Source organism: Paraglaciecola aestuariivivens, assembly GCF_052983255.1.
Map to the genome: position 1 here is coordinate 239,405 of NZ_JBRKBA010000005.1, position 14,195 is coordinate 253,599.

Genomic DNA, 14,195 nt, shown 5'->3' on the forward strand with positions numbered 1-14,195 from the left:
TCATTATGATAGTTGCTGGTTTATTTATATCGAACTGCCTGCGCATGCTGAAAATGAGCCTTTTTAAGCTTTAAAAACCTTTAAGTAATTTCCTTTTAAAAAATCTATCATTCCTAATTTTTGCCATAAAAAAAGCCTAGTTTGTATTGCTACAAACTAGGCTTAGTATTTTAAAGTGTGCTTAAGCTGCGTTAGCTTGAGTGCTTTCTTTTTCGTCTACTAGATTTAAATCTTTGTCTAAAAGCTCTAAATCAAAGGTAAATTCATCCACTCGTATGGCGATTTTACGTTTGTTGTTGTAGTCGATAACTAAAGCCACTTCTTCTGCGGTTAGCTCGCCTGCTTCTTGCAATTTGGCTACGGCATGTTCAAAAGATATGTAAGGCACTACTGGTACTTTACGTAGGGCTTTTTGTACTTTTTTAAGTTGTGGCATCACTGCATGCTTAGCTTTAAAGGCTTGCTCGTTGATGTCGTTACCATCACCTGGTACTACTTTCACTAAATGGGTTAATTGGGCTTTGATGCTAGTATCTTGCATCGAGGCTTCTGACAACTCTCGTTTAAGGTCGTCTGAAATCCCTTCTACTGCACTAGTGTAGGTATTGGTTAATAAACGCATTAAGCCACGTACCGGAGTATTTGGGAAGTTCGTTATAAATGCGTTTAGCGCGCTTTCACCTTGCATTAAACACCACTGAATTGCATAGTCAAAATAGGGCTTGGCTTCGGCACGGTTTTCAACACGCTGCTCGTAAAAACGTACTACAGCCATGGCCGCGTACAAGTAACTCATTACGTCACCTAAGCGAGCAGATAGCATTTCGGCTTTTTTCAGGTCGCCACCTAATACCAATAAAGATAAATCGGCCATAGGTGCTAATTTAGCTGCAAGCGCATTCATGCGTTTTTCGTACTTGTGCACTTCAGGTAAAGCAGATTGTGAACCACGTACAAAAGGTAAATAACTTTTAGCTAAGCTACGAAACGCGTTTTTCACACTAAAGCCAACTGTTTTACCTAACACTTTATTAAAGGCTGCATCAGCGCCTTTGTTGTCGCTGTGGATCAGGTCAACCATTTCTTTTAAATATGGGTGACAACGCATAGTACCTTGACCAAAAATCATCAAGCTACGGGTTAAGATGTTAGCACCTTCAACCGTAATACCTATTGGCTGAGCGGTATAGCCGCCGGCTAAGGTATTTTGTGGACCACGTTGAATGGCTTTCCCCGCTTGAATGTCCATAGCTGAGTTGACTACATCACGACCTAATTCTGTCATGTGGTATTTGGCAATGGCTGTCACTACACCAGGTTTTAAGCCTAAGTTTAAGCCCTCAGTAGTAAGCACACGCATGGCCTCAAGAATAAAGGTTTTACCGGCTATATCGGCCATTTCTTCTTGAATACCTTCAAAGCGGCCAATAGGTACGCCAAATTGTTCACGTACAAAAGAATATTCTGCCGTTGATTTTAATGCGGTTTGCGCGGAAGCTACGCCCATAGCAGGTAACGAAATGCCACGGCCAGCACCTAAGCAGGCGACTAGCATTTGCCAGCCACGGCCTATGTTCTTTTGCCCACCAATAATAAAGTCCATGGGGATAAATACATCTTGCCCACGCGTGGTACCGTTGTAAAAAGTTACGCCCATAGGATCGTGGCGATTACCTAACTCCACTCCAGGATGAGATTTAGGGATTAGCGCACAAGTAATACCTAGTTCTACTTGATCGCCTAATAAGCCATCTGTATCAAATACTTTAAAGGCTAAACCTAACACTGTGGCAATAGGAGCTAGAGTTATATAACGCTTGTCCCAAGATACTTTAAGGCCAATCACCTCTTTTCCTTCCCACATGCCTTTAGTCACTATGGCAGCATCTGGAATAGCACCCGCATCTGAACCGGCTTCTGGGCTAGTAAGGGCAAAACAAGGAATGTCTTTGCCAACAGCTAAGCGGGGTAAATAATGATCTTGTTGCTCGGTAGTGCCGTAATGCATTAACAATTCGCCTGGACCTAAAGAGTTAGGCACCATAACAGTAACAGCTAAGGCAGCGCTTTTAGCGGCTAAGGTGGCCACTATTGTGGAGTTGGCATAAGGCGTAAATTCTAAGCCGCCAAATTTTTTCGGGATAATAAGGGCAAAAAATTTGTTTACCGACAAAAAGTCTAAAATGTGTTGAGGAATATGTTTGTCGTTTTGCAAAGCAAAGTCATCAACCATTTCTAACACTTGCTGCACAGGGCCGTCTAAAAAGGCTTGTTCTTCAGCATTTAACTTAGCATTAGGAATTTGACGTAAAGCCTGCATATCGGGCTTACCCTGATAAATTGAGGCTTCTAACCACACGTCACCAGCTTCAAGTGCTTCTTGTTCGGTAATCGAAATTGGGGGTAATACTTTTTTAAGGCTTGTTCTAATACTCATTTTTGCTCATCCGCTCATCTGACCAGTTGGTATTTATAATACTGGTTTTAAGCAAAAGATCAAAATTCTTTGGTATTTTTCTTAATAAGGATGGATAAATATGTCTGAGTTAATTTAAAAAAATGATAATTTTCAATGGTATAGTTGTGTACTTATGGCGGTAAAATGTGCAAGCCGACACAGGCTATTTGGTACAATGAATCTTAGGAATTAAGTGCTAAATCAGCATTCATGGGCTAATTATTAAAGGCTTAAGCTGCCTGATGCTTGGCAAATTAAGCTATAGCCAAAGCAAAAAAGTTAAAAGTACAAGCGAAAAACTTCGCGTAATTTCAACCAATTCGTGTCTATGTTAATAGGAATAAAAAGTGAAGAATTCTTGGTTAGATATTTCTGTTCATCGTCCTAAAACGGTATTGTTTTTAGGCTTTGTGATTATTATTGCTTGTACTTTTGGGGCAAAAAACCTGTATTTTCGTGGCGATTACAAAGTTTTTTTTGAAGAAACCAACCCCCAGCGTATGGCATTTGAAGAAATGCAGCATACCTTTAGTAAAAACGATGGCGCCAATATTGTCATAGCCCCAAAGTCTGGGGATGTGTTTAATCCAGATACCTTGGCGTTAATTTACGAAATGAGCCAAGAGGCGCAGCAAACGCCTTTTTCAAACCGTATCGATTCTTTAACTAATTTTCAGCATACCTGGTCTGAAGATGATGACATGATAGTTGAAGACTTAGTCTACGACTTACAAGACCTAACCCCACAACGCATTGCAGCCATAAAGCAAATTGCCTTAAACGAACCCAATTTGGTCAATCGGTTTATTTCTAAATCTGGTGATGTCAGTGTGATCAATATATCGGTTAACTTGCCAGATGGTGACCAAACGGCCGAAGTTAACCAAATTACCCAATCGATTAAAGATTTAACTCAAAAATATCAACAAAAGTACCCTGGGCATGAGTTTCACCATACAGGCTTAGTGTTGATGAATTATTCCTTTTCTGCTTTTGCTAAACAGGACTTCGCTAGCATAGTGCCGCTGATGTTTTTAACCGTCATTATTATTATGTGGATATTATTAAAAACTTTAGTGGGAACCTTTGCCACCTTAGTAGTGATAGCCACTAGCATTGCAGTCACATTAGGAATAGCTGGTTGGGCTGGTATGTTTATGAGTACTGCCACAGTAAATGTGCCCACTATGGTGATGACCTTAGCGGTGGCCGACTGTATTCATGTAATTTCTAGCATGTTATACGGTATGCGTTTAGGCAAAGATAAAAAAGCGGCATTACAATACAGTTTGGCGTTAAATAAAATGCCTATCCTTATAACTAGTGTCACTACAGCTATAGGTTTTCTGACCTTAAATTTTGCTGAAGTGCCCATTCTGGCTGATTTAGGTAACTTAACGGCAATAGGGGTTATGTTTGCTTGTCTATTTTCACTGACTTTATTACCCGCCATGATTGTGTTGTTGCCCATAAAACAGTTACCTAAGCACACTAGTTCTAGTGAATTAGGCTATACAGAGAAATTTGGCGAATGGGTAATAGCCAAACATAAACAGATTTTACCTTTTACCTTAGTGGTAACAGTAGTGGCAGTGGGTTTTTGTTTTAAAAACGAGTTGAACGATGTGGCCACTGGATATTTTGATGAATCTACTGAGTTTCGCCAAGCTACCGATTTTCAACAGCAAACTATTAGTGGCATGACTAATGTGGATTTTGCCATTTTTACCGGCCAAGAATCTGGCATCAACTCCCCCGATACTTTAGCCAAGGTTGAGGCATTTAGCCTGTGGTTGCAGTCGCAGCCAGAAGTGGATCATGTGTCTACTATTACCAACACCTTTAAACGTTTAAATAAAAATATGCATGGTGATGATCCTAGCTACTACACTTTGCCTACAGACAGAGAGTTGGCCGCGCAATACTTGTTGTTATATGAAATGTCATTGCCTTACGGACTTGATCTTAATAACCAATTAGATATGGATAAATCAGCGACTCGAGTCACTGTTATGGTTAAAAACCTTGGTAGCAAAGAACTCACCGCACTTGAAAGTCGCGCCCATGACTGGTTTAAGCAAATGGCTCCAGAGTTAACCTTAACTTCAGCTAGCCCTGGTTTGATGTTCGCCCATATTGGAGAAATCAATATGGCCAGTATGCTAAAGGGCACTGTAGTGGCCTTATTGCTAATTTCGGCCTTATTAGTTTTTGCCCTTAAGTCGTTTAAAATGGGCCTGATCAGCTTGTTGCCTAACTTACTGCCTGCTGGCATTGGCTTTGGTATATGGGGCATATATTCAGGTCAGGTTAACTTAGGTTTATCCATAGTACTGAGTATGACCTTAGGTATAATAGTTGATGACACAGTGCACTTTTTAAGTAAATACCGTCACGCGCGCGTAAGTGGCAATGACGCCCAAGAAAGCGTGCGCTATGCTTTTGCAAGTGTAGGGCGTGCTTTGTGGATCACAACCTTAGTGTTAGCCACTGGATTTTCAATCTTGATGCTGTCACCCTTTGCCCTAAATTCTGAAATGGGTATGTTGACTAGCATCATAATAGTCATGGCTTTGGCCGTAGACTTTTTGTTTCTACCACCATTTCTAATGGCATTTGATAAAAAACCTATTCAACCCACACCCAGCAAAGGGTAACTAAGAGGTAAGTATGACAGTAAAGAGCTTAACCCAATACATGACACTCACTACCTTATTGGTAGGATTGGCTTTCTCACAATTTAGTTGGGCACAAAGCGCCGAAGAAAAAGGCTTAAATATAGCTAAAGAGCGCAAACTAAGAGATAAAGGTTGGGGTGATAGTACCGCCGAAATGAGCATGATTTTACGTAATGCAAGAGGCGACCAAGTAGAACGAAAAATGCGTTTAAAGTCTTTAGAAGTACAAGGTGATGGAGATAAAGGCTTAACCATTTTTGATCAACCCATGGATGTAAAAGGCACAGTGTTTTTAAACTTTTCACATGCCATAGAGCCCGACGACCAATGGATGTATTTACCTAAGCTCAGCAAAGTTAAACGTATTCGCTCAAGAAATAAATCTGGGCCTTTTATGGGCAGTGAGTTTGCTTTTGAAGACATGAGTTCTTTTGAAATTGAAAAATATAAATTTAAGTATCTACGCGATGAAAACTTTGAAGGTCAAGCAAGTTATGTTGTAGAACAAAAGCCTACGGATAAAAATTCGGGATATTCAAAATTAATAGTTTGGGTTGATAAAGCCCACTATAGAGTTTTACAAATCGAATTTTACGATCGTAAAGGCAGTTTACTTAAAGTCATGATTAACGATGAATTTGAACTGTATTTAGATAAATATTGGCGCCCTATGCGGGTTGAAATGTTTAATGAACAAAATGGAAAAAGTACCGAGTTAATCACTCATGATCTAAAGTTTAAAGTAGGATTAGATGACGCAGACTTTGATAAAGGGCGTATGAAAAATATTCGCTAAGCCACTTTTATTGCAGAATAAGGAAAACCATTGAAAAAGTTATTACCCCTACTGCTAGTAGGTTTATCTATGCCATCTTTGGCCGAATTCCAGTATCGCGGAAGTGCAGGTTTAGAGCAGCGCTATTTTTATCAAGATGGCTTATATCCTCAACAAGAGCGTGGCAACCTATCTTTGTATTTTAGCCCAGAGATATACACAGAAACCAATGAAGGTAATGGCAGTCTGTCTTTTAAAGGCTTTGTACGCATAGACCAACAAGATAGTGAGCGCACACATGGGGATATTCGAGAGTTTAAATATACCTATTTAGGCGAAGACTGGGAGTGGCAGGCCGGTATTGGTAAAGTATTTTGGGGCCAAACCGAATCTTTGCATTTAGTGGATATCATCAATCAAACCGATGCTGTTGAAGCGATTGATGGAGAAGATAAACTTGGTCAGCCGATGGTGACAGTGTCCTTGTTTAAAGATTGGGGCAATACGACTTTGTTTGTTTTGCCTTATTTTCGAGAGCGCACTTTTGCTGGCACCGATGGGCGTTTAAGGCCGCCTATGCCAATAGATACAGACAATCCGTTATTTGAATCTGCAGATGAGCAAAACAACCTTGATTGGGCGCTAAGATGGCAACGTAGTTTAGGTGATTGGGAGCTGGGCTTGTCGTATTTTGACGGCACATCGCGCGAGCCTGATATTATTTTGGCTCAAGATGACATGATGCAGCCAAGTTTGCGCCCATTTTATCCGTTATTACAACAAGTAGGTGTAGATGTTTTAGCTTTAATGGGTGGATGGACCCTTAAATTTGAAGGGGTACATCGCACTATAATGAATCAAAAGTCTGTAGCTTTTGTGGGGGGATTTGAATATCCCTTTGTAGGCATATTCGACAGCGTATACGACATTAACTTATTAATGGAGTATCAGTACGATGACAGAGAGCCGTCAAATACAGTGCTGGCGCAAAACGATTTAATGATTGGAAGTCGATTTGTCTTTAACAATTTTGATGGCTCAGAGATTTTGTTTGGGATAGTTCAAGACTTAGACCATTCAAATGTTAGGTCGGGATTTATTGAAGCCTCTAGTAGGATCAATGATCATTGGAAATGGCGAGTAGATGCTTGGATGTTTTCAAGTGATGAGCCTGTAGAGCCAAGTTACTTTTTGCGCCGTGATGATTACGTGCAAATGAGTCTGGAATATTATTTTTAGTTCATAGCTTATAGTTTTTAGGTTGGTTAAATAAAAAAGCTCGCCGAAGTAATTCGACGAGCTTTTTTTATTATTGTTTATTTTAATTTCCGCAGATATTACTGATTTTATGCAACTCTGCTTCTGCGCCACCAAAGGCATAACTATCACTGTCGCTCACGTAATAGTAGACCGCTCCATTTGGAAACATCACTATGCCGATGCCCCCATACCCCGACATATAACTAACCCAAGAGTCCGTTGGGCATAAGGGGCTGCTGCGCTGACCCATATCATAAGTCCACACTCCGTTTAGATACCTAGACTCAGAGCCGTAGGTTTCTAAGCCTAAGTCGCCTCCTTTAACAAGCATGTCATCCATTATATTGGCATCTAATACTTGCTGACCGTTTATTACTCCTCGATCATTAATTAATTGACCTAATTTAACCATATCGTCAGCGTGCCAGGTCATGCCATGACTCCAGTATGGATGAGCTGGCGATTGCTCGGTACGCACTGTTGTATAAGTGCTAGGGCTTAATTTAAGAGGCTTATAAACTTCGTTAACTAATTTAGTAAAGAGATCTCCAGAGTAGTAGTTGTCTAATGCCACTCCGGCAATATAAGTGTCTGATGAATGGTAAGAAAAGTGCGTATTAGGCGCAGATTTTCGAATGTAGCGTTCACAGGCATGGGCCATTTTTTCAGCATGTGTGAATGTTAAGAAAAACTCATTCACAGTTGCTGTACTGCCTTCGTCGCCTTCATAAGAGGCTAAACGATAGTTGCCTGTTGCCATATCTAAGGCATTTTCAACGCTAACATCACTCCAAATAGAATCAGTGCCATTGATCCCATCTTGGCATTCTGCCACAAAGCTAGATACAGCAATGTTGCGCGCATTACTGTCTTGCTGAGTTAACAAAGCATGGGCAAAGTTAGCGGTAGCGGTTTTGGCGGTAGAATACGAAGGTAGCCCCATTACTTCACAATAAGGGTAATCTCCATGGCGGGTACTACAAGGTGCCGCATAATGCACGCCGCCATATAAAACCCCATGAGTGGTGGGGGCTGATGATTGCTCTGAAGCAATGTTGCTAGGGATAACACCAGGAAAATCATTGGCCATCTCTGAGATAGGCTTAACCGGATAACGATTTAACACTTCGGCTTCATACTCGGCTATTAAGGTGCTGGCACCAGCAACGGTTGCATTAATATATTGGGCTGACACTAAACCCCAGAGGTCATATTGAAAATACAAACAGGTCTCTCCGCCAACTTGTACTGCAACATTGGTAATTGAGCCATCGTCCTTAAAAGCAAAAGTTAAGATCCCATTATGAGTACAGTTAGCTTGGTTTTCTTGCAAAGCAAAGGGGATAGCCACACGGCTGTACCCTTGATCATTATTTTCGTCCCAAACTCGGCCAGGCTCTAAAATATAATTCCAATCTTGATAATCTGGGGCGCCAATATTGCCAGAAACAATTAGGCCTCGAGTTTTAGGAATAATATGTGAGCCAACTTGCACAAACTCAAAATCAAAGGCGGGCAAGGTGCCAGGGCTATTATAATTGCCCGCTTGGGCGCGCCCTGAAGTGGTTTCATTAAAATTCATCGCAGTAGGGTTACCACTATTAAGCACTAATCTACCTTCAAAGGTATTACTAGGCTCGCGGGCATTTGAGTAATCAGCATTAATTTCTGCGACCCCATGACTGTAGTGGGAAAAATCTAGCAGACTTAAACTCGAACCGTTTAAGTTAGCGAAAGTTAAAGCACTGCGGGAAACGTTTCCATTACCGCTAAATACATGTAAGTTGCCAGAAGGTGGGGGAGGCGGCGTTTGGGTAGTACCTGTTCCACTTAATGCTAAGGTTTGATTGTTATCGTTGTTGGCTATGTTAAGGGTGGCACTATAACTAGCTTCAGCGGTTGGGCTAAAGGTTAGATCCACACTACAATTATTTCCCGCTATCACAGTAGATTGACTACAAGTGTCATTGGTTAACCCAAATGGAGCATTGGCACCACTAATACTGCCAATGCTTAAATCTGCATTGCCATTATTGGAAATGGTAAGGGTAGAGCTGGCGGTTTGCCCAACTAACACATTGCCAAAGTCGCCGTTACCTGAAAGCTGAATGCTAGGAGCGGGGGCGCTCGCTCCAGTAATACTGATGCCATCAGCGTAACAATAATCTGCCGCTGAGCCAGTTTGTACATAACGAATATGGGTTGTACCACCAGAAGTTGTGGTGGTGGCAGTAGAAAAACTGCCATTATCTTGCCCGTTACTTAAATGAATGACGGCATTGCCCCAATTCACCCCATCTGACGATACGTAAACATCACAGTAATTATTATTTTCTAAGCTTGTGGCCGCTAGTGCCACATTTACATCGCCATCAGCGGAAAAGCTGCGCTCTGCTGTGGCTCCACCTTTTAGTCGCATAGAGTACTGGCCTATGGCGTTGTTTGAGTTGATAGTTACTGTGCCAGAGGTGGTCCATCCAACAAAGTCACCATCTTCAAAGTCTTCGGTAACATTTGCCTGAACTCCCATTGTCAAAGCTGAAATGGCTAGGGCTAATGAAAATCGAGTTACATTCTTCATATGTTTTCCTAAATCAGTGCTGTCCTTTGAAGGTCACATTGGTATCCCTATCAACGATAAATAGAAGGTTTAATCCATGTACATCGACCTAATGTCTAGTCAATACAGAAAAAACCATGGCTTGTGGGTTGTTAAAATTTGGTTAATGGATGTTTGGATACTAGCAAGCTAGGTCGGAATCTATAGAGCCAGTCTATGCTCTTAAATTGGGCCAGTTGATTTAGCTGTTGCAGAAGGAATGAAAGAGTGGGGAGTATCCCCACCCAATAAATTACAGGTATTTGGCGTGAAACTTTAAGTGCTCTTCAATAAAGCTGGCGATAAAGAAATAGCTATGATCATAACCAGGGTGATACCTAAAGTTTGCCTCATAACCTATGTCTAATGCCACTTCTTCAAGGGGCTTAGTTAGCTTTTGCGGATGGTAGAAATTATCGTCTAAACCTTGATCCACTAACATAGGTATATGTAAAAACTGACCTTGTTGGCGCATCAAAGCACAGCTGTCGTAAGCTTCCCATTCTGAGGTGTTGTCGCCTAAATAATGGCTAAAAGCCTTTTGACCCCACTGGCAGTCCATTGGATTCACTATGGGAGCAAAAGCCGAAACTGAGCAATACTGTTTCATATTAGACAAAGCAATGATCAGCGCTCCATGGCCCCCCATAGAATGCCCAGCAATGGCCGCTTTATCTTTTACCCTAAACTCTTTTTTAATTAAGGCCGGCAATTCTTCTACTATGTAATCATACATTTGGTAGTGTTCTTGCCATGGAGTTTGAGTGGCATTGAGGTAAAAACCTGCTCCTAAGCCTAAGTCATAGGCCCCATCTGCAGCATCTGGGATATGTTCGCCTCTAGGGCTAGTATCGGGGATCACCAACATGATCCCAAGCTCAGCAGCTACACGCTGGGCGCCGGCTTTAGATGAAAAGTTTTCGTCTGTGCAGGTTAGCCCGCTTAGCCAATACAAGACGGGCAGTTTCTCATTGGGATCGCTATGCGGCGGAATAAACACGCTAAATTGCATTTCACATTTTAGCAAAGCCGACTTATGGCTATAGCGCTTTTGCCAGCCGCCAAAACACTTATTGGCACTTAACTCGGCTAATTCAGTTACTTTTTGCGGGTTTTCTGCCATTAGTAGTGCACCACTGTACGAATAGATTTGCCCTCATGCATTAAATCAAAGGCAGTGTTAATGTCTTCGAGCTTCATGGTATGGGTGATAAAAGTATCTAACTCAAACTCACCATCCATATATCTTTGTACATAGTCTGGCAATTGGCTGCGACCTTTTACGCCACCAAAAGCGGTGCCACGCCAAACGCGACCGGTAACCAGTTGAAACGGTCGGGTCGATATTTCTTGGCCAGCTCCTGCAACACCTATGATCACAGATTCTCCCCAACCTTTATGGCAACACTCTAGGGCAGAGCGCATCACATCTACATTACCTATACATTCAAAGGAATAATCAACTCCGCCTTCGGTCATGTCTACTATGACCTCTTGAATGGGCTTATCAAAATCTTTGGGGTTTACTACATCAGTGGCACCAAGTTGTTTGGCTGTTTCGAACTTGTCCTCATTAATATCAATGGCAATGATACGACCTGCACCGGCCATTTTGGCGCCAATTAATACAGACAGCCCTATGCCTCCTAACCCAAAAACCGCCACAGTATCGCCTTTTTGTACTTTGGCTGCGTTGGTAACCGCGCCCATACCTGTGGTTACGCCACAGCCCAACAAACAGACTTTTTCTAAGGGAGCGTCTTTAGGAATTTTTGCTAAGGCGATTTCGGGTACCACTGTATGTTCGGCAAAGGTTGAGGTGCCCATGTAATGATAAATAGGCTGACCATTTATAGAGAAACGACTAGTACCATCAGGCATTAAGCCTTTGCCTTGAGTTTCACGAATGGCTTGGCACAAATTGGTTTTACCCGATAAGCAGAATTTACATTTGCCACACTCTGGGGTGTATAGGGGAATAACATGATCGCCCACTTCTACTAGTGTGACTCCTTCACCTACTGCTTCAACAATACCCGCACCTTCGTGGCCTAAAATTGCTGGAAATAAGCCTTCAGGATCATCACCCGACAGGGTATAAGCATCGGTATGGCAAACACCTGTGGCAACAATTTTAACTAATACTTCACCTTTTTTGGGCGGAGCCAAATCTACTTCTTCGATTTTTAACGGTTCGCCTGCAGCCCATGCCACTGCTGCTCTTGTTTTAATACTATTCATGTTAAGTCCTTTGCTTTTATCTTTATTCTGAATATTGATTAGTGGGTTAAAGACAATGACCCAATAACCTTATGTTTTGTTCTTTCCACAGTACGTCGGTGATTTCATAACCTTTTGCGCATAACTTTTGTTGAGTAAGTTTTTGTTTTAATGCGTTAGCAGCTTGATCTTCTAAATCTAATTTAGTTTGGTTGTTAGCTTGTAAGGCCATTCTGTCTTGTTTAACAGGAAAATATTCACGATCTCTTTTGGGACGTTCAATCTCTTGTCGGCCATCTCTTAATAATGATGCTTGTGAGGTGTTTTTCCAAGAAAGGCCATATACAAATTCGGTTTGGCCTTGCTCGGTAATCCGAGTGCTAAATTTTTCATCGGTCAAAATTTCTGGAGCTTGGTTGCCGGCGCATGCGCTTAAGCTCATAACCAGCAATATTGCCTTAACTTGATGGTGTTTAATCAATCTGACTTCCAATTAGGTTAGCTAGTAGGCTTATACTAAACAGCCTAGAGGTGGATGGCAATTTGCAGCTGTCATTTAGCCGTCTGTTCTCTAAATTTATCTGCGCCGCAAAATACCTTGGTATAAAGATATACCCCCTGACAAACTTGCAGCTAAGTTAGAATGTAGTATTGTACCAAGGTAGTTAAATTTAGCAGGAAGTAAGCGTGATTAAAAAGCAGATTGGGATAATAATTTTAGGTTTTTTAGTTCAGTTTAAAAGCGTAGCTGCAGAAAATATGTATAGCATTGTATCTCTTGGTTATTCAGGAGTTGAGTTTCCTGAGCATTCAAATCAAGGCTTGGCGTATAAATTAGCTTTTGGTTTTCAAATTGATCCTCAGTGGTATTTAGAAGCGGGTTATCAACAACTAGTACACGACAATTTATATGTGGGTCGATTACCCACTGCCGCTGATGTAGTTGACAGTGAAAACCTCCAGCAGGGGGATGCATTATTTTTAGCGGCTTTAGGTAAAGCCTCTGGACCAACTGGTGAATTGTTTTATCGTATTGGGATCTTAAAAACCGATATGCGTGGACAGCAACTTTATGCTGGTGAACAAACTTGTATCCAAGGGCAAGCTAGTTTAGTTAATGTTGAATCAGTTGGTGTGTCCACCATATGCGACTACGATGAAGGTGGTGTGGCCGGCGTCATTGGCTTAGGTTACGACTTTTTTATTGGTGCGCGTTCTATGGTTAGAGCAGAAATGGAGTATATTAAGGGCCAAGATAATTTATCACTTACCGCTGGTTTTATTGGTTTTAGATACAATTTTTAAGCAATCACTGAGCGAATTTAAGCCAACTAAGTTAAAACTCACAAGCAGGATGTTCGGCCAAGACTTCTGAGGTTATTTGCCCCATAAAATCTTGCAAGTATGCAGACACCTCAATATCTTCAATATATGGCAGCAGGTCGGCAGACTTGCCGCTTATCACTTGATAAAACACAAGAGCTGTTAAAAATTTTCCTGCATAAGAGGCGTGATTTCCATCAGGCTGATGCAGGCTTAGTGTGGGCCATAACGCTATGACTCTATCCCAAACTAAACCCACAGGCGCAACGCAGCTTAATTGCTGTTGTGCGATACGCAAATGTAAATTATGTACTCTTTGGGCTTCTTGGTATCTACCTTTTTGTGGGTGCTCAGGAAATAAAATAGGCATGGCTTGTTGGGCTTTAATTTGTTGAAGCCAAATTTGCGCAGCAATAGTAGGGTAATCTACCTGACCACTTTGCGAGTATTTTTGCCCTTGTAAAATTACATGAGTCCAATCTTCACTTTTTAATAACTCAAGAGAGCGGCCATCTTCTAAACGCTCAGCCAAAAAATCCCCCACACTTACCGTCATCTTGACCACAGATTTACCTTCTAAACTATGCTCAAACAAACTTTGCAGCAGACTATTAAGCTCTAGCACATGGCTATTGCCAAAGATTAGAATTTTGTATTCGTCTAGCTGGGTATTATTGGGGATAGCCAAGTTGTCGTTAGTTAAATTAGGTGGGGATTGTTTAGTACTTTGTTTAGTTGTGTTTTGATCATCATTTGAGCCCGAGCTACAGCTTAGAAAAAATCCTAAAAAAGCCAATAAAATCAGTAATAAACGCATAGTAATTATCTTTTAAATAGAAATGGACATTTTTGTTAGTTTAAAACTTATACCAATATTCAAGG

Annotated in this window: 10 protein-coding genes; 4 read left to right on the forward strand and 6 right to left on the reverse strand. The window is 41.4% G+C overall.

From position 1 onward, the window contains the following. Positions 1–181: 181 nt before the first annotated feature. A complete protein-coding gene (locus tag ACVCDT_RS09770; protein ID WP_447132583.1) occupies positions 182–2,437 on the reverse strand; it encodes an acyl-CoA dehydrogenase in 2,256 nt (751 codons plus the stop codon). Between the two features lie 368 nt (positions 2,438–2,805). Between ACVCDT_RS09770 and ACVCDT_RS09775 the strand changes: the two genes are divergently transcribed. Genes ACVCDT_RS09775 through ACVCDT_RS09785 form a run of 3 tightly spaced genes read left to right on the forward strand, consistent with a single transcriptional unit; the run spans position 2,806 to position 7,150 of the window. Next, positions 2,806–5,115 (forward strand): efflux RND transporter permease subunit, encoded by a 2,310-nt coding sequence (locus ACVCDT_RS09775; protein ID WP_447132584.1) that lies wholly within the window; start codon positions 2,806–2,808, stop codon positions 5,113–5,115. A 40-nt stretch (positions 5,116–5,155) separates the two neighbouring features. Further along, complete coding sequence (locus tag ACVCDT_RS09780) at positions 5,156–5,932, forward strand: outer membrane lipoprotein-sorting protein (RefSeq protein WP_447132669.1); 777 nt, start codon at positions 5,156–5,158, stop codon at positions 5,930–5,932. A gap of 30 nt (positions 5,933–5,962) precedes the next feature. After that, positions 5,963–7,150: a hypothetical protein gene (locus ACVCDT_RS09785; RefSeq protein ID WP_447132585.1), complete on the forward strand. Its 1,188-nt coding sequence runs from the start codon at positions 5,963–5,965 to the stop codon at positions 7,148–7,150. Positions 7,151–7,232: 82 nt separating this feature from the next. On the opposite strand, the gene ACVCDT_RS09790 is transcribed toward ACVCDT_RS09785, so the two are convergent. The 4 genes from ACVCDT_RS09790 to ACVCDT_RS09805 form a co-directional block, all read right to left on the reverse strand. Then, a complete protein-coding gene (locus tag ACVCDT_RS09790) occupies positions 7,233–9,752 on the reverse strand; it encodes a choice-of-anchor D domain-containing protein (protein ID WP_447132586.1) in 2,520 nt (839 codons plus the stop codon). A 271-nt stretch (positions 9,753–10,023) separates the two neighbouring features. After that, a complete protein-coding gene (fghA, locus tag ACVCDT_RS09795) occupies positions 10,024–10,893 on the reverse strand; it encodes an S-formylglutathione hydrolase (protein ID WP_447132587.1) in 870 nt (289 codons plus the stop codon). Beyond that, positions 10,893–12,011: an S-(hydroxymethyl)glutathione dehydrogenase/class III alcohol dehydrogenase gene (locus ACVCDT_RS09800; RefSeq protein WP_447132588.1), complete on the reverse strand. Its 1,119-nt coding sequence runs from the start codon at positions 12,009–12,011 to the stop codon at positions 10,893–10,895. Before ACVCDT_RS09800 ends, fghA begins: the two co-directional genes overlap by 1 nt. A gap of 46 nt (positions 12,012–12,057) precedes the next feature. After that, the gene (locus ACVCDT_RS09805) at positions 12,058–12,471 is read right to left on the reverse strand and encodes a hypothetical protein (RefSeq protein ID WP_447132589.1); all 414 of its coding nucleotides are present in this window, start codon (positions 12,469–12,471) and stop codon (positions 12,058–12,060) included. Between the two features lie 206 nt (positions 12,472–12,677). Here ACVCDT_RS09805 and ACVCDT_RS09810 point away from each other — a divergent pair, with 206 nt between their 5' ends. Beyond that, positions 12,678–13,295, forward strand: a complete 618-nt coding sequence (locus ACVCDT_RS09810) for an outer membrane beta-barrel protein (RefSeq protein ID WP_447132590.1) — start codon at positions 12,678–12,680, stop codon at positions 13,293–13,295. Between the two features lie 31 nt (positions 13,296–13,326). On the opposite strand, the gene ACVCDT_RS09815 is transcribed toward ACVCDT_RS09810, so the two are convergent. Continuing rightward, the gene (locus tag ACVCDT_RS09815; protein ID WP_447132591.1) at positions 13,327–14,130 is read right to left on the reverse strand and encodes a hypothetical protein; all 804 of its coding nucleotides are present in this window, start codon (positions 14,128–14,130) and stop codon (positions 13,327–13,329) included. Positions 14,131–14,195 lie beyond the last annotated feature (65 nt).

Coding starts and splice junctions, on each gene's coding strand:
- ACVCDT_RS09780 (WP_447132669.1), top strand. CDS start 5,156: ATGACACTCACTACCTTATTGGTAGGATTGGCTTTCTCACAATTTAGT.
- fghA (WP_447132587.1), bottom strand. CDS start 10,893: ATGGCAGAAAACCCGCAAAAAGTAACTGAATTAGCCGAGTTAAGTGCC.
- ACVCDT_RS09800 (WP_447132588.1), bottom strand. CDS start 12,011: ATGAATAGTATTAAAACAAGAGCAGCAGTGGCATGGGCTGCAGGCGAA.
- ACVCDT_RS09815 (WP_447132591.1), bottom strand. CDS start 14,130: ATGCGTTTATTACTGATTTTATTGGCTTTTTTAGGATTTTTTCTAAGC.
- ACVCDT_RS09790 (WP_447132586.1), bottom strand. CDS start 9,752: ATGAAGAATGTAACTCGATTTTCATTAGCCCTAGCCATTTCAGCTTTG.
- ACVCDT_RS09770 (WP_447132583.1), bottom strand. CDS start 2,437: ATGAGTATTAGAACAAGCCTTAAAAAAGTATTACCCCCAATTTCGATT.